Source organism: Stenotrophomonas sp. YJH_SMC_110, from assembly GCF_059369255.1.
This window is the reverse complement of record NZ_JCAFSM010000001.1, coordinates 1-17,893: the sequence shown is the minus strand read 5'-3', so window position 1 is coordinate 17,893 and position 17,893 is coordinate 1. Positions and strand designations below refer to the sequence as shown.

12 protein-coding genes are annotated in these 17,893 nt (G+C 68.7%); 9 read left to right on the top strand and 3 right to left on the bottom strand.

All coding sequences use genetic code 11. The features are described from left to right. The first annotated feature begins 276 nt into the window (after positions 1-276). Both yoaA and tsaB read left to right on the top strand, forming a co-directional pair. A complete protein-coding gene (yoaA, locus tag AC5P6H_RS00060) occupies positions 277-2,325 on the top strand; it encodes a DNA repair helicase YoaA (protein ID WP_495202202.1) in 2,049 nt (682 codons plus the stop codon). Between the two features lie 9 nt (positions 2,326-2,334). Continuing rightward, positions 2,335-3,048 carry a tRNA (adenosine(37)-N6)-threonylcarbamoyltransferase complex dimerization subunit type 1 TsaB gene (gene tsaB, locus AC5P6H_RS00055; protein WP_049440310.1) on the top strand — a complete coding sequence of 238 codons (714 nt, stop codon included), beginning with the start codon at positions 2,335-2,337 and terminating at the stop codon, positions 3,046-3,048. Positions 3,049-3,622: 574 nt separating this feature from the next. Here tsaB and AC5P6H_RS00050 read toward each other — a convergent pair. After that, a complete protein-coding gene (locus tag AC5P6H_RS00050; protein ID WP_495202201.1) occupies positions 3,623-4,507 on the bottom strand; it encodes an energy transducer TonB family protein in 885 nt (294 codons plus the stop codon). Further along, entirely contained in the window at positions 4,507-5,454 is a 948-nt protein-coding gene (gshB, locus tag AC5P6H_RS00045; RefSeq protein WP_495202200.1) for a glutathione synthase, read from the bottom strand. Before gshB ends, AC5P6H_RS00050 begins: the two co-directional genes overlap by 1 nt. Positions 5,455-5,694: 240 nt before the next feature. Here gshB and pilG point away from each other — a divergent pair, with 240 nt between their 5' ends. The 7 genes from pilG to AC5P6H_RS00010 all read left to right on the top strand — a co-directional run bounded on the left by pilG (position 5,695) and on the right by AC5P6H_RS00010 (position 17,702). Next, positions 5,695-6,096, top strand: a complete 402-nt coding sequence (pilG, locus tag AC5P6H_RS00040; protein ID WP_005418455.1) for a twitching motility response regulator PilG — start codon at positions 5,695-5,697, stop codon at positions 6,094-6,096. An 18-nt stretch (positions 6,097-6,114) separates the two neighbouring features. Next, positions 6,115-6,477 carry a response regulator gene (locus AC5P6H_RS00035; protein WP_005410717.1) on the top strand — a complete coding sequence of 121 codons (363 nt, stop codon included), beginning with the start codon at positions 6,115-6,117 and terminating at the stop codon, positions 6,475-6,477. After that, positions 6,477-7,007 carry a chemotaxis protein CheW gene (locus AC5P6H_RS00030; RefSeq protein ID WP_014648092.1) on the top strand — a complete coding sequence of 177 codons (531 nt, stop codon included), beginning with the start codon at positions 6,477-6,479 and terminating at the stop codon, positions 7,005-7,007. The genes AC5P6H_RS00035 and AC5P6H_RS00030 overlap by 1 nt, the downstream gene beginning before the upstream one ends. A 41-nt stretch (positions 7,008-7,048) precedes the next feature. Further along, a complete protein-coding gene (locus AC5P6H_RS00025; RefSeq protein WP_014038185.1) occupies positions 7,049-9,085 on the top strand; it encodes a methyl-accepting chemotaxis protein in 2,037 nt (678 codons plus the stop codon). A gap of 100 nt (positions 9,086-9,185) precedes the next feature. Further along, positions 9,186-15,917: an Hpt domain-containing protein gene (locus tag AC5P6H_RS00020; RefSeq protein WP_495202199.1), complete on the top strand. Its 6,732-nt coding sequence runs from the start codon at positions 9,186-9,188 to the stop codon at positions 15,915-15,917. Further along, complete coding sequence (locus AC5P6H_RS00015; protein ID WP_075077245.1) at positions 15,904-17,241, top strand: chemotaxis protein CheB; 1,338 nt, start codon at positions 15,904-15,906, stop codon at positions 17,239-17,241. The genes AC5P6H_RS00020 and AC5P6H_RS00015 overlap by 14 nt, the downstream gene beginning before the upstream one ends. Further along, positions 17,238-17,702 (top strand): chemotaxis protein CheW, encoded by a 465-nt coding sequence (locus tag AC5P6H_RS00010; protein ID WP_014648089.1) that lies wholly within the window; start codon positions 17,238-17,240, stop codon positions 17,700-17,702. Before AC5P6H_RS00015 ends, AC5P6H_RS00010 begins: the two co-directional genes overlap by 4 nt. Positions 17,703-17,801: 99 nt before the next feature. Here the strand turns inward: AC5P6H_RS00010 and AC5P6H_RS00005 are convergent. Further along, the coding region (locus tag AC5P6H_RS00005; RefSeq protein WP_495202346.1) for a 16S rRNA (uracil(1498)-N(3))-methyltransferase at positions 17,802-17,893 on the bottom strand (92 nt) is incomplete at its 5' end.

The window sequence follows — 17,893 nt, the reverse complement described above, 5'->3', positions numbered from 1 at the left end:
ACCGCTTCTGAAAGGGCAGTCGAGCAAGCTCGACGCGACGCCGCGCGTGCATCCGTCACTGGGAAACTGTCGAGGGTGGGGCGGGAGGGGCAGGCAGGACCGTTGGCGCCATGGATGGCGCCATTGAGCCCCCATGGATGGGTTTACGGCGTGTCCTGCCTGCCCCTCCCGGCCTGCCCAGCACGTAAAAATCCAGAGCCATGGACACCGCTGTTGCTGTTGCCCTGGCTTGAAACGGGTGCCGGGCAGCGCCCGGCCGGGTATCCTCTCCCTCTGATGTCCGACCTTGTCCATGCCAGCCGCGAAGCCCTCAGCGAAGGCGGCGCGCTCGCCTCGCATCTGGATGCCTTTGTCCCGCGTCCGGCACAGCTGCACCTGACCGACGCCATCGCCGAAGCGCTGCAGCAGCGCGACCTGCTGCTGGCCGAGGCCGGTACAGGCACCGGCAAGACCTTCGCCTATCTGGTGCCGGTGCTGCTGTCCGGGCTGCGCACCGTCATCTCCACCGGTACCCGCGCGTTGCAGGACCAGCTCTACCACCGCGATCTGCCGCGCGTGCGCCAGGCACTGGGCGTTGGCCTGCGCAGCGCGCTGCTGAAGGGGCGCGCGAATTACCTGTGCCGCTACCGCCTGCAGCAGGCGCGGGGCGAACCGCGTTTTTCCAGCCCGGAGCAGGCTGCGCAGTTCCAGCGCATCCTGGCCTGGTCCGGCCGTTCGGAGTTCGGTGACATCGCCGAACTGGAAGGCCTGGCCGATGACTCGCCGCTTCTGCCGATGGTCACTTCCACGGTCGACAACTGCCTGGGTACCGATTGCCCGTTCTGGGACGACTGCTTCGTGGTGCGCGCGCGCCAACGTGCGCAGGCTGCCGACGTGGTGGTGGTCAACCACCACCTGCTGCTGGCCGACCTGGCACTGAAACAGGACGGCTTCGGTGAGTTGCTGCCGGGGGCGCAGGCCTTTGTCATCGACGAGGCGCATCAGCTGCCCGAGTTGGCCGCGCAGTTTTTCGGCGAAGGCTTCGGCATGCGCCCGTGGCAGGAACTCGGCCGCGACTGCCTTGCCGAGGCGCGCGGCGTAGGCGGCGCGCAGTCGGCCCTGCAGGAACCGGTCGACCAGTTGCAGCAGGCGTTGCTGGCGCTGCGCTCGGCGATGGAGGGGCTGCCGCCACGGGGTACGCAGTGGCGTGCGCTGGCGATGCCACAGGTGCGCGATGGATTCGATACGGTGATGGCCGGCCTGGTGACGCTGGAGCAGGCACTGCAACCGCTGCGCGAGGCGGCGGCGGGTCTGGATGCCTGTCATGCGCGGGCACGCGAGGCGGTGTCGCGGCTGCAGCGCTGGCTGGGCGATGATGAGCCCACCCTCGATTTCGATACCGATCCGGCGGAGACCCCCCGTGCCGCCGATGTGCTCTGGTATGAGCTCACCCCGCGTGGTTTCCGCTGCCAGCGCACGCCGATGGATGTGTCCGGCCCGCTGCGCGAGCATCGCGAGCGCAGCCGCGCGGCATGGATCTTCACCTCGGCCACGCTGACCGTGGGCGGTGGCTTCGACCACATCGCCACGCGCCTGGGCCTGGACGATCCGCACACGCTGGTCCAGCCGAGCCCGTTCAACTGGCCCGAGCAGGCGTTGTGCTACCTGCCCGAAGGCCTGCCCGATCCGGCGGCGCGCGGGTTTGGCACCGCGCTGATCCAGACCTTGCGGCCGGTGTTGCAGGCCTCGCAGGGCAGGGCGTTCCTGTTGTTCGCCTCACACCGTGCATTGCGCGAGGCCGCCGAGGCACTGCGTGACGGGCCGTGGCCGTTGTTCGTGCAGGGCGAGGCGCCACGCGCGGCGCTGCTGCAGCGTTTCCGCGAATCGGGCAATGGCGTGCTGCTGGGCTCGGCCAGTTTCCGCGAGGGCGTGGACGTGGTCGGCGAAGCGCTGAGCGTGGTGATGATCGACAAGCTGCCGTTCGCGGCACCGGATGACCCGGTATACGAGGCGCGGCTGGAGGCGATCCGCAGCCAGGGGGGCAACCCGTTCCGCGACGAGCAGCTGCCGCAGGCGGTGATCGCCCTGAAGCAGGGCGTTGGCCGCCTGATCCGCAGCGAAAGCGACCGGGGCGTGCTGGTCCTGTGCGATCCGCGCCTGCTCAACCGTGGCTATGGCCGGGTCTTTCTTGAGTCGCTGCCGCCGTTCCGGCGCACCCGCAGCCTGGCCGATGTGCAGGCCTTCTTTAGGCCACAATGGCTGCCCGTGGCCGATGATGCGGGTGCCCCGGCCGCCGTTGCGGCGGGCCCGGAGCCTGCTCCCGGTGCTACGTTCCCCTTGTTCTGACCTGATCCAATGAAACTGCTCGCCTTTGAAACCGCCACCGAAGCCTGTTCCGTTGCCCTGCATGTCGATGGGCAGGTGCTGGAACGCTTCGAGATCGCCCCGCGCCGGCACGCCGAGTTGAGCCTGCCGTGGGCCGAGGCGCTGCTGGCCGACGCCGGCATCAGCCGTCGCCAGCTTGATGGCATCGCCCTCAGTCGCGGTCCGGGTGCGTTCACGGGCGTGCGCCTGGCGATTGCGATTGCCCAAGGCATCGCACTGGCACTGGACCGCCCGCTGCTGCCGGTCTCGACGCTGCAGGTGTTGGCGCTGCGCGCACCGGCGGAAGAAACGCAGATCCTGTCGGCGATCGATGCGCGGATGGGCGAACTCTACGTCGCCCGCTTCGAGCGCGTGGACGGCCTGCCGGTTGCGCGCGATGCCGAGCGCGTCTGCGCGCCGGCAGCGGTGGCGCTGCCGGAAGGGCTGTCGGCCTACGGTGTCGGTACCGGGTTCGCCGCAGCCGAGGGTGCGCTGGTCGCGCAGCTCGGTACTGGCCTGCGCGGATTCGACGCCACGGCATTGCCGCGTGCGTCGGACGTGCTCGCACTGGCGGTGCCGGCGTTCGCGCGCGGCGAAGCCATTGCACCGGAGAAGGTCGAGCCGGCCTACCTGCGCGACAACGTGGCACTGACCCTGGTCGAGCAGCAGGCCGCGCGCGAGGCGAAGGCGAAGGCCAACGGCTGAGTCCCTCGTGGCGGGGTTGGTTGATCGCATAAACCCAAAGCCGCGCTTGGCCGGGCGGGGTGGGTTCGCGGGGGACGCCGTAAACCCCGCTCCGCGGTCCGGCCCAGCCGCTGGCGGCTGTGCGTTCGGGCGCTTGCGAAGCAGTGCTTCGCAAGCAAAGCGCCCTCACCCATGGGGGCTTGGCCGCGGCATCCATGCCGCGGACACCCCCGCGAACCCACCCCGCCCGGCCTCTGACAGTTTCCGTGTGCGTCCGCCACGGAAAATCAAAAGAAAATCAAAGTCAACAGCGGATCGCTTCTCTCGCATCCACGCGTAGCGTGGATGTGTGTCGACCAAGGTCGACACCTACCAACAGCAATGATGCGTCGGGATCTGTCAGAGGCGGGGCGGTATGGGCTTGCAGGACCGTTGGCGCCATGGATGGCGCCATCGAGCCCCCAGGGACGGGTTTACGGCGTGTCCTGCAAGCCCATACCGCCCCGCCAAACCCAATATCCCGACCGCTGCTGTTGATGTTGACTTTGACTTTGCTTCCAGCGGGTCCCGGGCCGCAGGCCCGGGCAACAAACCCCTACCGGTCGTCGTGCAGGGTGCCACCCGGCAGGAACACCCAGGTGCGGGTGACCTGCAGGATGTCGATCTCGTCCTCGGTCTTCGGCAGCGGCGGGAATGGCTGCGCAAGCTGCACCACCCGCAGCGCCGCCTCATCCAGCAACGGCGTCCCGCTTGAACGCAGGATCCGGCTGCTTTCCAAGCTGCCATCGCGGCGCACGCCCACGCTGATCACCACCTGGCCGCCGAGCCGGCGCTGCCGGGCCTCGTCCGGGTAATTCAGGTTGCCGACGCGCTCGGCGCGGTCGACCCAGGCGCGCAGGTAATTGGCGTAGGCATATTCGCGCGTGCTGGCCGACACGAACTTGCGGTTCGGGCGCTTGGCGTACTGCGCCGAGCGCAGATGCACCTCGGCCGCCAGCCGCGCCATCTCGGCATCACGCTGCTCGCGTGCCGTCAGCGGTGCATCCGGTTCCGGCTGCTCCGGTGTGGGGCGCGCCTGCGCCTGGGCCACTGCCTCTTCGCCGTTGCGGCTGCTGACCACCCGCGCCTGCGGCGGGGGCGCCGGCGCGGCTGACTGCTGCTGTTGCGGCACCGGGCTCAGCCCCGCCTGGGCCTGCGGAACGATGCCGGCCTGGTTGTCGCGCGGGCGCTGCGCACGGTCGTGCTCGCCGCCACCTTCCTGGCTGGCGGCGGCAAGGAAATCGGCCTGCTTCGGGGTCAGTGCGGTGCGGGTCTGGCTGAAGATCACCTCCAGCGTCGGCACCAGTGGTGCGTCGCCTTTCACCGCAAAACCCACGCCCAGGATCAGCAGGGCGTGGACCACGATCGACAGCGCGATGGTCGCGCCCAGCCGTTGCGCTTCGCGCGCCGGCGGGGGCAGGACGGCAGGTGCGGCCGCCATCAGCGCAGGCCGGCCTCGAGCGCGTCGAACAGGGTGCCGGCGATGTTCAGGCCGTACTGCGCGTCGAGCTCGCGCACGCAGGTCGGGCTGGTCACGTTGACCTCGGTCAGGTAATCGCCGATCACGTCCAGGCCGACGAAGCGCATGCCACGGCGCTTCATCTCCGGGCCAACCTGGCCGGCGATCCAGCGGTCACGCTCGCTCAGCGGGCGCCCTTCGCCACGGCCGCCAGCCGCCAGGTTGCCGCGGAACTCGTCACCCTGGGGAATGCGCGCCAGGCAGTAGTCGACCGGTTCGCCGTCGACCAGCAGGATGCGCTTGTCGCCGGCCGTGATGTCGGGAATGAACTTCTGGGCCAGCGCCAGCTTGCGGCCGTCGTCGGTCAGGGTTTCCAGGATCACGTTCAGGTTCGGATCGCCCTGGCCGCTGCGGAAGATCGAGCGGCCGCCCATCCCATCCAGCGGCTTCAGCACGGCCTGGCCGTGCTCCAGCGCGAAGGCCTTCAATGCCTTGGCATCGCGGCTGACCAGGGTCGGCGGGCAGCACTGCGGGAACAGCAGGGCGGCCAGCTTCTCGTTGTAGTCGCGCAGGCCCTGCGGGTTGTTGACCACGCAGGCGCCGGCAGCGGCAGCCACGTCCAGCACCTGCGTGTCGTAGATGTACTCGGCGTCGACGGGCGGGTCCTTGCGCATCAGCACGATCTGGCCGCGACCGAACTCGGTACGGCTGAACGCGCCCAGCTCATACCAGCCGGCCGGGTCGTCGCGCACCTGCAGCGGTGCGGTCTGGGCCACCGCCACGCCACCTTCCAGGGCCAGCCCGCCGGGCCGCACGTAGTGCAGGGCATGGCCACGGCGCTGGGCTTCCAGCAACATGGCGAAGGTGGTGTCCTTGGCGATCTTGATGTGGGCGATGGGGTCCATCACCACGATGACGTTCAACGGCATGGGCGCACCTGTCAGGCAAGGCGTTGATGGTAGCGGCAACGCCGGCCGTGTGCCTCCCCGCCGTAGTGCAACGCAGCGTCCGCCTGCCGGCAGCGCAGTCATTGCGAACCCGGTCACGTTCAGCCCGGTGCTACCCCCTGCGCGGCAGGCCGGCCTTGAAGCGGGCGCGGGAAGTGCGATATAGATACGCTTTCGCAGCGGCTCCCGCCAGAGATTGGGCCGTGCGCTTGGGGATAGGCAATGACTGAAAACACGACTGCGGGCGGGGAACTCGCAGGACTCCGGGTGATGGTCATCGATGATTCGAAGACCATCCGCAGGACTGCGGAAACGCTGCTCAAGCGCGAAGGCTGCGAGGTGGTCACCGCCACCGACGGCTTCGAAGCGCTTGCCAAGATCGCAGACCAGCAGCCGCAGATCATCTTCGTCGACATCATGATGCCGCGCCTGGATGGCTACCAGACCTGTGCGCTGATCAAGGGCAACCAGCTGTTCAAGGCGACCCCGGTGATCATGCTGTCGTCCAAGGATGGTCTGTTCGACAAGGCGCGGGGGCGCATCGTCGGCTCGGAGCAATACCTGACCAAGCCTTTCACGCGCGAAGAACTGCTGGGTGCCATCCGCACATACGTCAACGCCTGACCAGGGGGGAAAGGCACAATGGCTCGTATCGTCCTGATCGAGGATTCACCGACCGACCGCGCGGTGTTCACCCAGTGGCTGCGCCGTGCCGGCCACGAGGTGCTGGAAGCGGACAACGCCGAGGATGGCCTTCAGCTGGTCCGCGACCAGGTGCCGCAGCTGGTGCTGATGGACGTGGTCCTGCCCGGCATGAGCGGGTTCCAGGCCACCCGGGCGATGGCCCGCGATGCGGCGATCAAGCACATCCCGGTGATCATCGTCAGCACCAAGGCGATGGAAACCGACAAGGCCTGGGGCCTGCGCCAGGGCGCAGCCGATTACATCGTCAAGCCGCCGCGCGAGGATGAACTGATCGCGCGGATCAACGAACTGGTGGCCTGATGCGCTCGCCCTTCGACATCCTTGAAGCCTACGAACGACGCAGCCTGGCCCATGCAGTGCAGCTGCCCGGGCGGCAGTTCGCCCAGGACCTGTGGCGTGGCGTCGGTTACCGCGTCGGCCAGCGCCGGCTGGTGTCCGATTTCCGCGAAGTGGTGGAAATCGTGCCGATGCCGCCGGTGACCCCGGTGCCCTGCGCGCAGCCCTGGCTGCTGGGCGTGGGCAACCTGCGTGGCAACCTGTTTCCGGTGGTCGACCTGAAGTACTTCCTGGAAGGCACGCGCACCGTGCAGCAGGAAGGCCAGCGCGTGCTGATCATGCGCCAGGCTGGCGGCGACGTCGCACTGACCATCGATGAACTGTTCGGCCAGCGCAGCTTCGAGCTGGACCAGCAGATCGACGCGGGCACGTTGGCCGAAGGCCGCTACGGCCATTTCGTTGACCGTGCCTTCCATGCCGACGGCCATGACTGGGGCGTGTTCTCGCTCTCGCTGCTGTCGCGCACCCCTGAATTCCGGCAAGCCGCGGCCTGAGGCCGGGCATCGCCCCCTGCATTGAAGATCGAGGTTGAACGATGAGTACTGCTTCGGACGCCACCAAGACCGGCAAGCTGCGGCTGGGCGGCAGCAACCTCTGGCTGTTCCTGCTGCTGGCATCGATGATCCTGTTCGGCGTCAACACCGGCGTCGCCACCTGGCAGGGCAGCCGCCTTGCCGACGCCGGCTCCAAGGCCGCCGACCTGCAGGTGCTGTCGCAGCAGCTGGCCAACCAGGGACGTGACGCGGTCGGCGGCAACGCCCAGGCCTTCACCGCCTTCAAGGCCACCCGCAACGCGATCGAACAGAACGTGTCGACGCTGCAGGGCCGCTATGGCAAGGAGCCGGGCGTGTCCGGCGCCATCGCCACCCTGGGCGAAACCTGGGCGCCGCTGGGCAAGCAGGCCGGGCAGCTGGTGGCCAGCGAGCCGGCGGTGCTGGCGCTGGCCGGCAATGCCAACAACTTCACCGGCGCGGTACCGGGCCTGCAGGCCCAGCTGAACGAGCTGGTGCGCGCGATGTCCGCCTCCGGCGCCCCCTCGTCGCAGGTGTACAGCGCACTGCAGCAGGTCGTGGTGGCCGGTTCGATGGCCCGTCGGGTGACCGAAATGCGTGCCGGTGGCAGCGCCGCAGCGACCTCCGGGGATGCGCTGGCGCGTGACATCACCGTGTTCTCGCAGGTGCTCGACGGCCTGCGCAACGGCAACGAGGAACTGGGCATCACCGCCGTGCGCGGTGCTGCCGCCGTGGCCGCACTGGAGCAGTCGCAGCAGAAGTGGGAAGCGATGAAGCAGGACGCCGATGCGATCCTGGCCAGCTCGCGCCAGCTGTTCGCGGCGCAATCGGCGGCGACCGCGCTGGGCCAGGGCTCGGCCCACATGCTGGACGACAGCCGCAAGCTGTTCGATGCGTTCTCCTCGTTCGGCTCGGTGTCCGACACCCGCCTGTTCCCCAACTTCTGGATCGGCGTGGTGTCCGGCGCGCTGTCGCTGATCGCGATCATCGGCTTCGTCTCCACCAACGTGCGCAGCCGCTCGCGCGAGCAGGAACTGCGTTACCAGACCCAGGTGGAATTCAACAGCCGCAACCAGCAGGCGATCATGCGGCTGCTGGACGAAATCTCCTCGCTCGGCGAGGGTGACCTGACGGTGAAGGCCTCGGTGACCGAGGACATGACCGGCGCGATCGCCGACGCGATCAACTATGCGGTGGACGAGCTGCGCCACCTGGTGACCACCATCAACGACACCTCGGCCAAGGTCGCGATGTCCACCCAGGAAACCCAGGCCACCGCGATGCAGCTGGCAGAGGCGGCGGGCCACCAGGCCAACCAGATCACCTCCGCCTCGGACCGCATCGGTGAAATCGCAGCGAGCATCGAGCAGGTGTCGCGCAACTCGGCCGAGTCGGCCGACGTGGCACAGCGCTCGGTGGTGATCGCCGCCGAAGGCGCCGGCGTGGTGCGCGAGACCATCCAGGGCATGGACCAGATCCGCGACCAGATCCAGGAAACCTCCAAGCGCATCAAGCGCCTGGGCGAGTCGTCGCAGGAAATCGGCTCGATCGTGGAACTGATCAATGACATTTCCGAGCAGACCAACATCCTGGCGCTGAACGCGGCGGTGCAGGCGGCGTCGGCGGGTGAAGCGGGCCGCGGTTTCGCGGTCGTGGCCGACGAAGTGCAGCGCCTGGCAGAACGTACCTCGGGTGCGACCCGACGCATCGAAAACCTGGTCCAGGCCATTCAGGCCGATACCAACGAAGCGGTCACCTCGATGGAGCAGACCACGGCCGAAGTGGTGTCCGGTGCGCGCCTGGCCGAGGACGCCGGTACCGCGCTGACCGAGATCGAGCGCGTGTCCAACGCCCTCAATACCCTCATCAAGAACATCTCCATCGCCGCCCAGCAGCAGTCGGCCGCGGCCTCGGACATCACCCGCACCATGGGCGTGATCCGGCAGATCACCGGCCAGACCTCGCAGGGTGCCGGGCAGACCGCAGAGTCGATCGGCCACCTCGCGCAGCTGGCGGCGGACCTGCGCCGGTCGGTCGCCGACTTCAAGCTGCCGGCGTGACGCGGGCAGGGCGGCGAGCAAGGAACCAGTCGATGAAGCATTTCCATTCCCCACGCCAGAATCCGCGCGGCCACCGCGCGGCGGCGAACGGAGCGCGTCCATGAGCAGTCTGCGCGATGCGATGAGCCACGCAGCGCTGGGCTGGGTCAAGCCCGAGCTGGACGAGACCCTGCGCCAGGTGCGCAACGAGGTCGAGTACTACGCGGAAGACCCGAGCGATGCCAGCCGCATGCGCATCTGCGCCGGCTACCTGCACCAGGTGCAGGGCACCCTGCGCATGGTTGAACTGTATGCCCCGGCGATGGTGGCCGAAGAGCTGGAGCAGCTGGCCAATGCCATCGGCGCCGGCCAGGTGGCCGACCGGGATGAAGCCTGTGCGACCCTGATGCGTGGCAGCGTGCTGCTGCCGGACTATCTGGAGCGCCTGCAGAACGGCCATCGCGACATTCCGATCGTGCTGATGCCGCTGCTCAACGAGATCCGCGCGTCGCGTGGCGAAGAAGGCGTCAACGACAGCGTGCTGCTGGCCTTTGCGCCGGACAGCATCACCGCCACCGAGGCCGAACTGGACCATGCCCGGGGCAGCCTGAGCGGGCGCAACCGCGAGCTGCTCGATACCGTCGGCAGCGCAGTGAAGGAAGAACTGCTGCGCATCAAGGATGCGCTTGACCTGCACCTGCGCACCGGCGGTGCACCGGAACAGCTGCAGACCCAGGCCAACGAACTGGGCGCCGTGGCCGACACGCTGGGCATGATGGGCCTGGGCGTGGCCCGCGGCGTGGTCGTGCAGCAGCGCGACGCGCTGCGTAGCGTGGTCGAGGGGCGCCAGCAGATCGACGAGAACCTGTTGCTGGATATCGCCGGTGCGCTGCTGTACGTCGATGCCTCGCTGGACGACCAGGTTGCCCATCTGGGCGCCGGCGGCAGTGGCGAGGACGATCCGAGCGCGGTGGAGAACCGGCGCACGGTGGAAGTGCTGGCCCATGAAGCCATCGCCAACTTCGCTGCCGCCCGCGAGCATTTCGTCGCCTTCATCGAAACCAGCTGGAACCATGCCGAGCTGCAGGATGTACCGCGCCTGCTGGGCGATGTGTCCGGCGCGCTGCGCATGCTCGACCTGGGTACCGCCGCCGATTACCTGCGTGGCGTGCAGCAGTACATCGAGGCCGAGCTGATCGGCCGCCAGCGCGTGCCCAGCGGCCGCCAGCTGGACACCCTGGCCGATGCCATGGCCAGCCTGGAGTACTACCTGGAAGCCCTGCGCGATCGTCGCCCGGGCCGCGAAGACATCCTCGAAATCACCCGCAGCAGCCTCGAGGCACTGCGCTACTGGCCGCTGCCCGAACGCAACGCCGCCGCACCGGAAGCGCCGGCAGCGCTTGCGATCGAACGTGAGCCGCTGCCGGTGCAGGTCGAGCCGCTGCAGCCCGAGCGCATCGAGGTACCGGTGCAGCCTGCTGCGCCCGCGGCCGGCGACGTGCCGGTATCGCTGCCGGACTTCACCTTCGATCCGCCGCCGGCCACACCGGCACCGAGGGTGCCCGACAACAGCCTGATGTTCGGCGCGCTGGGCACCGCGGGCGTCGTGGCCGCCAGCCCGTTGGATGCTGGCGCCTCGCCGCTGCCAACACAGGATGATGCCGAGGCATCGCTGGTCTTCGCCGCGTCCAGCGCACCTGCGCCTGATGTCCCGCAGTGGGAGCTGGCGCCGTTCTACCCCGAAGCCGAGGCGGCCGCGCCCGCCGGCGACGAACGCGCGCCGACGTTCGCCAGTTTCGATCCCGTCAGCTTCGAACTGGCCGACAGCGATCACGCCGATGCACCGCAGTGGTCGCTGTCCGAGGCGCCGCAGGTGCTCGAGGAAAGCGCAGCGCCTGCGATCGACGAGACGACGGACAGCGTGGTTTCGCCCGTGACCGGATTCGATGCTGCGCCGGTGTTCGATCCGGTAGCGGCCGAACGGGGCGCGGTTGCCGAGGCCGACGACGTGGTGTTCCGCTTCGACGCCGATGCATTGGACAACGCTGACGATGTGCTGTCGCTGCACGCGATGGAAACGTTGTCGCTGGACGATGACGCCGGGTTGCATCCGTCGCTGGAGATCGTCGATGCCGTGGCGCCGCCGCTGGCCGATGCATCGCCTGCGGCGGAGGTCAGGGTGGACGAGGCTCCGGATGACCTGCCGGCATCGTCGATCACGCCGCCGTCGATCGAAGCGCCCGCCCCGGCAGCGGAAACGTCGGCGCCGGCCGTGTCGGTGATCGATATCGACACCATCGCGCCGATCGATTTCAGCGAAGCCGATGCCCAGTTCTTCGCCGAGCTGAGTGCAGCCGCTGCCGGCTTCAATCCGCAGGCGATGCCCACCGCGACGGCACCGGAGGCGGTCGTTGCGACCGGCGCCGACGCCAATGCCGACGCGACTACGGGCTTTGACGCCGGCTTCGACGACGACGCCGAGAACATCGACGAGGACATCCGCGAGGTGTTCCTGGAAGAGTTCGACGACGAGCTCGCCAATCTGGGCACGCTGCTGCCGGCGTGGCGCATGCAGCCGGACAACATGGACCGGCTGCGCCCGATCCGCCGCATCTTCCATACCCTCAAGGGCAGTGGCCGCCTGGTTGGCGCACGTACGCTGGGCGAGTTCGCGTGGAAGATCGAAGGCATGCTCAACCGCGTGCTGGATGGCAGCCGCGCCGCCTCGCCGGCGGTGCTGGCGATGGTCGACAACGCACATGCGGCGCTGCCACAGCTGAACGCAGCGCTGCGCCACGGCCAGCGCATCAGCGTCGACCTGCAGGCCATGCAGGCCATTGCCGATCGTGTCGGCGCAGGCGAGGAAACCTACTACGTACCGCTGCCGGGTGCGGCTGCGCCGGTTGTACCGGTTGCTGAAGCTGACGGCGAAGACGAGATCAGCCGCATTCTCGATGTGGAGGCTGCCGCCTCGGCGCCGGCCGATACCGACGTGGAGGCCGAAGTGGCCGGTACACCGGCCAACATCGACAGCGTGCTGCGCGAGATTCTCGAGGCCGAGGTGGAAGTCCACCAGGCCACCCTGCAGGACTGGCTGCGTTCGGCGCAGCAGGCGCCGCAACCGGTCAGCGATGCACTGCTGCGCGCGGTGCACACCATGAACGGCGCCTTCGCGATGACCGAAGTGCCCGAGATCACGGCGGTGACCGGCGGCGCGGAGTCCTACATCAAGCGGGCACTGGCCGCCGAGGTGGTCCCGGGTGATGAAGGCGTAGCCGCCCTGGATGCGACTGCGCAGGCGATCACCGCCACCATGGAAGCGTTGCAGGCCGAACAGCCGCGCATCGCGCCGCAACAGGTACTCGCGCAGCGCCTGCAGGCGCTGGCTGGCGCGTTGCCGGAAGCGCGCTGGCCGATGGTGGGCCTGGAAGACGAAGAAGACGATCTGGCGCTGGATGACGAACCGCCGGTGGAACTGGACGCGGATGCATCGACAGCCGTCGCGCCTGAATCCGATGCGGTGTCGCATTCGTTTGCCGCACCGGAGCAGGACGCGGAAGCACGTGCCGATCCTGTCGAAGCCCCGGTCGCCGACGTGGCGATCGAGGCCGGGCTGGAGGTCGGTGAGCTGACGGCCAGCGATGATCTTTCGCGCTACTTCGATGCCGGATGGCCGTCCGTACCGGGTGAGGAGGATGCGTCGCTGCCGGTGGTCGAATCGATCCAGGTGGCCGACGACGTTCCAGCCGTTGCCGTAGCCGGTGTCGAGGCGGAGGCCGAAGGCGTGCTGCGGTTGTCCGACGATGCCGGTTTGACCGTCGTGGATGATCTGTCGCCGTACCTGGATGCCAGTGCGCTGCCGGTTGACGACCGCGACGCCGAAGAGACTCCGGCCGCTGTCGAAGCCGTCGCATCTGACCTGAATGCGCCCTCGGCCGATCGCGCGCACGTCGCTGATGCCACGGCGTTCGAAATGCCTGCTGCACTGCCACTCGACAGCGAGCTGTCGAGCCTGCAGGATGAAATGGCTGCGCCGGGGTTTGCAGAACCGGTCTCGCTGGAAGCCGCGCTCGAGGCCGGCCTGCACGTGATCGACGAACAGCAGCCCCTGGCCGACGACGGGCAATGGCCCGTGCTCGGCCTGCAGGCCAGCGAACTCGCGCCGGGCGAGGCGGAAGCCTTTGCCGAGGATGCGGACGTCGGCGGGGAGGCGGCGATCGGTGAAGGAGAGAGCGCCGATCAGCCGTCCCCGGCGACGGTGAATGAGGAGATCGCGGAGGCCGCAGCGCAGGCCACCGCCGAACCGGTACGCTTCTTCGAACTGGAAGACGCGCCGGGCCAGGCGGAGGTCCACGCCGAAGCTGCCGGCGTCGATGCGGTTGCGGTGTCGGATGCCGTGGCAGCCAGCGCGTCCGAAGCCGACGTGCCTGAAACCGTGACGCCTGACATCCTTGCCATGCCGGTGCCGGAAGACAGCACCGATACGCTCGACTTCAGCGTCTACGATCGCGAGCTGGTCGACATCTTCGTCGAGGAAGGCAAGGACCTGCTCGACCACTGCGATGGCCTGATCAGCGAGCTGCGTGATGCACCGCAGGACCGCGAGGTGCTGGCCGGCCTGCAGCGTGACCTGCACACCCTGAAGGGTGGCGCACGCATGGCCGCCATCAACGCCATCGGTGATCTCGGCCACAGCATCGAATCGTTGCTGGAGGCGGTCGCCGCCGGTCGCACCGAGATCGAACGCCGCGATGTGCAGTTGCTGGAGCGCGGATTCGATCGCCTGCACCAGCTGCTGACCCGCACCGGTAACCACCGCGTGGTGGAACCGGCGCAGGATCTGGTCGATGCGTTCGAAGTGCGTACCACCACCGATATTGCCGCAGCAGCAGCGGCTGCCGCAGGCGCAGCGGACGTGGCGAGCGTTGCAGAAACCGCGTCGGCAGCGGTCGCCGGCCCTGCGCCGGCACTGCTCGATGCGCCGTTGTCGGCACCGCTGCCGGCCGAAGGCGTGATCGATGAAGATCCGCTGGCGCGCCCGCAGCAGGAACAGGTGCGCGTGCGCGCGGATCTGCTCGACCGCCTGGTCAACCATGCCGGTGAAGTGGCGATCTACCGCTCGCGCCTGGAACAGCAGCTTGGTGCCTTCCGCGGCGCGATGGGCGAGCTGGAGCGCACCAATGCGCGACTGCGCGACCAGCTGCGCCGACTCGACCTGGAAACCGAGGCGCAGATCGTCGCCCGCTACCAGCGTGAGCAGGACCAGGCCGATCAGAAGTTCGATCCGCTGGAACTGGACCGCTTCTCCACGCTGCAGCAGCTCAGCCGTGCACTGAACGAGTCGGCGGCCGATCTCGGGGGCCTGCAGGGCGTGCTCGACGATCTGTCACGCCAGTACGATTCGTTGCTGCAACAGCAGTCGCGCGTCAGCTCCGAGCTGCAGGATGGCCTGATGCGCGCGCGCATGGTGCCGTTCGATGGCCTGGTGCCGCGCCTGCGCCGCGTGGTCCGCCAGTCCGGAATGGATACCGGCAAGCAGGTGCACCTGACCCTGGAGGGCACCCACGGCGAACTGGACCGCAATGTCCTCGATCGCATGGTCGCGCCGCTCGAACACATGCTGCGCAACTCCGTGGCCCACGGCCTGGAAGCGCCGGAACAGCGTCGCGCCGCCGGCAAGCCGGAAGAGGGCGAAGTCGCCATCCGCCTGCACCGTGAAGGCTCGGAAATCGTGCTGGAAGTGGCCGATGACGGTGCTGGCCTGGACCGCGAAGCGATCCGACGCCGCGCCATCGATCGTGGCCTGTTGGCCGCCGACGCGCAGCCCAGCGAGCAGGAACTGGACAACCTGATCTTCGCCTCCGGTTTCTCCACCGCCGACCAGGTCAGCCAGCTGGCGGGTCGTGGCGTGGGCATGGACGTGGTGCGCAACGAAGTGCGCCAGCTCGGCGGCTCGGTCGACATCCAGTCGGTGCGTGGCCAGGGCGTGCGCTTCACCTTGCGCCTGCCGCAGACGCTGGCCGTCACCCAGGCGGTGTTCGTGCAGATCGGTGAAACCACCTTCGCCGTGCCGGTGGCCTCGGTCAGTGGTATCGGCCGCCTGTCACGCGAACGCTTCGAGGCCGCCGACAGCAGCTACCGCTACAGCGGCGAAGACTATCCGCTGTATGACCTCGGCAGCCTGGTCGGGCAGGCCCCGGCACGCGCCGATGGCCAGGACCAGGTGCCGCTGCTGCTGGTGCGTGCCGGTGACCTGCGCGCTGCCGTGGCGATCGACCAGGTGCTGGGCAACCGCGAAATCGTGGTCAAGCCGGTCGGCCTGCAGATCGCCTCGGTGCCGGGCATCTACGGTGCCACCATCACCGGCGATGGCCGCGTGGTGGTGATCCTGGACGTCGCGCCGCTGGTGCGCCGTTTCCTCGCCAATCCGACCGCACCGGTGCTGGCCAATGCACCGCGCGACGAACGCCAGGTGCCGTTGGTGATGGTGGTCGATGACTCGCTGACCATGCGCAAAGTGACCGGACGCATCCTCGAACGGCACAACTTCGAAGTCAGCGTCGCCCGCGATGGCGTGGAAGCACTGGAGCGGCTGGAAGAGCGCGTGCCGGACCTGATGCTGCTGGATATCGAGATGCCGCGCATGGACGGCTACGAGCTGGCCACGGCGATGCGCGCCGACCCGCGCTACAAGGATGTGCCGATCGTGATGATCACCTCGCGCAGCGGCGACAAGCACCGCCAGCGCGCCTTCGAGATCGGTGTCCAGCGGTATCTGGGCAAGCCGTACCAGGAACTGGACCTGATGCGTAACGTGTACGACCTGCTGGGGATCGCCCGTGTCCGTGAGTGAAACCCATCCGGCCCCGGCCGTCGCCCTGCTGGCCCGCCCCGGTGCGGCGCGCGAACGCCTGCGCGAGGCGCTGTCGCATGCAGATGTGCAGCTGGTCCTGGAAGATGACCCGAACGGCCTGGAGCCACAGGTCCTGCAGGCTGCGGATCCGCAGTTCGTGGTGATCGCGCTGGAAGCGGCCATCGAGGACGCACTGGAACGGCTGGACGCCGTGCTCTCGGCACCGGGGCTGACCCTGGTGTTCGATGAGGCCGAGCTGGCCGCGCGCCGCGACGGCTGGGAGGCGCAGCGTTGGGGGCGCCATCTGGCCGCCAAGCTGCACGGCCACCAGCAGGTGTTGCCGCCGGGTGCCGAGGAAGAGCCCAGCCTGCAGCTGGAGCCCGGCCATCCGGCGCCCGCGCCGGCGCCGCAGGAAGAAGCCCTGCAGCCGCATCTGGCGCAGGCGCTGAGCTGGGCCGATGACGTTCCGGCCGACGGTCTGTACTCGCCGCCGGCACACCTGCACGAACCGATCGCGCTGGAGCAGGCCCTGGCGGCACTGCAGCCGGACGTGCCCGAACCACGGGATCCGCCTTCGCCGCCGCAAGCGCCGGCCGAACCGGCGGCGCCTGCGGCACCGCCGATCTCCTTCGATCACACCGCCTGGTCGCTGGTCGAGGAATCGATCGAAGCGCCGGCACCGGCAGAAGTGGCGGCGCCGGCCGCCGCGCCGCAGCCCTCCTTCGATACCGATCATTTGACCCTGGTCGATCTGGATGCCGCCGCCCCGGCCGGTGCGCGCGCCGCATCACTGCTGGTGCTGGCCGGCATCGGTGGCCCGGATGCGTTGCGTCGCCTGCTCGGCGCACTGCCCGCGTCGTTGAGCGTGCCGGTCCTGGTGCACATGCGCCTGGACGGTGGCCGCTACGGCAACCTGGTCAAGCAGATGTCGCGTGTTTCGCCGTTGCCGGTGCAGCTGGCCGAGGCCGGCCAGCGCGCCGCGCCGGGCGAGGTCCACGTGCTGGCTGATGATATCGGCGTGCGCGCGGCCAGCGATGGCCTGCATTTCCAGAGCGATGCCACCGGTATTTCGCTCGCTGCATTGCCGGCCGCACACACTGCGCTGGTGCTGCTCAGCGGTGCCGACCTGGCCCATGTCGGCCCGGCGCTGGACCTGGCGGCCGCCGGTGCCTGGGTGGCCGGGCAGGTAGGCGAGGGCTGCTACGACCCGGCTGCGGCCACCGCCGTGGTTGCTGCCGGCATGGTGGCCGGTGAACCGCAGGAGCTGGCGCAGGCAATTGCCGCGCGCTGGGGTGAGCAGGACGACAACGGAGAGGCACCATGAGCTACGCCAGCAACGACGAAATCCGCGGCGTCCTGATCCAGGCCGGCAACGAGCGCGTACTGCTGCCCAATGCCACCGTGGCCGAAATGATGTCGCGCGTACCGGTGCAGCCGGTCTCCGATGCGCCGCGCTGGCTGGTTGGCGAGATCGGCTGGCACGGCTGGCAGGTGCCGCTGGTGTCGTTCGCACGCCTTTCCGGGCTGGGCGAAGAGACGGTGGCCGGCCACAACAAGGTGGTAGTACTGAAGTCCCTCAGCGGCAACGCGCAGCGCCCGTACTACGCGCTGCTGACGCAGAACTTCCCGCAGCTGATCTCGGTGCCGCGCGACGGCCTGCTGGCCGACGCCTCCGAAGAAACCCTGCCGCAGATCGTGCACATGCGCGTGCTGCTGGGTGAGCAGAGCGCGCTGCTGCCGAACCTGGATGCACTGGAAGCGGCGCTGGATTCGCTGGCGGCCTGATCGGCAATCCGCCGGTCGGGTAGCTGGTAGTGCCGGCCGCTGGCCGGCAACCCCATGATCCCGTGGATGCCGGCCAGCGGCCGGCACTACCACGAAGCCTTACCCCAGATCGCCCAACCGCGCCTGCAACGCCGCGATCGCGGCCAGCCCGGCCGTTTCCGTGCGCAGGATCCGCGGCCCCAGTTGCAGCC

Bases quoted from the DNA above. Each gene is read 5' to 3' on its own strand.
- yoaA (WP_495202202.1), top strand. From the start codon at position 277: ATGTCCGACCTTGTCCATGCCAGCCGCGAAGCCCTCAGCGAAGGCGGC.
- tsaB (WP_049440310.1), top strand. From the start codon at position 2,335: ATGAAACTGCTCGCCTTTGAAACCGCCACCGAAGCCTGTTCCGTTGCC.
- AC5P6H_RS00050 (WP_495202201.1), bottom strand. From the start codon at position 4,507: ATGGCGGCCGCACCTGCCGTCCTGCCCCCGCCGGCGCGCGAAGCGCAA.
- gshB (WP_495202200.1), bottom strand. From the start codon at position 5,454: ATGCCGTTGAACGTCATCGTGGTGATGGACCCCATCGCCCACATCAAG.
- pilG (WP_005418455.1), top strand. From the start codon at position 5,695: ATGACTGAAAACACGACTGCGGGCGGGGAACTCGCAGGACTCCGGGTG.
- AC5P6H_RS00035 (WP_005410717.1), top strand. From the start codon at position 6,115: ATGGCTCGTATCGTCCTGATCGAGGATTCACCGACCGACCGCGCGGTG.
- AC5P6H_RS00030 (WP_014648092.1), top strand. From the start codon at position 6,477: ATGCGCTCGCCCTTCGACATCCTTGAAGCCTACGAACGACGCAGCCTG.
- AC5P6H_RS00025 (WP_014038185.1), top strand. From the start codon at position 7,049: ATGAGTACTGCTTCGGACGCCACCAAGACCGGCAAGCTGCGGCTGGGC.
- AC5P6H_RS00020 (WP_495202199.1), top strand. From the start codon at position 9,186: ATGAGCAGTCTGCGCGATGCGATGAGCCACGCAGCGCTGGGCTGGGTC.
- AC5P6H_RS00010 (WP_014648089.1), top strand. From the start codon at position 17,238: ATGAGCTACGCCAGCAACGACGAAATCCGCGGCGTCCTGATCCAGGCC.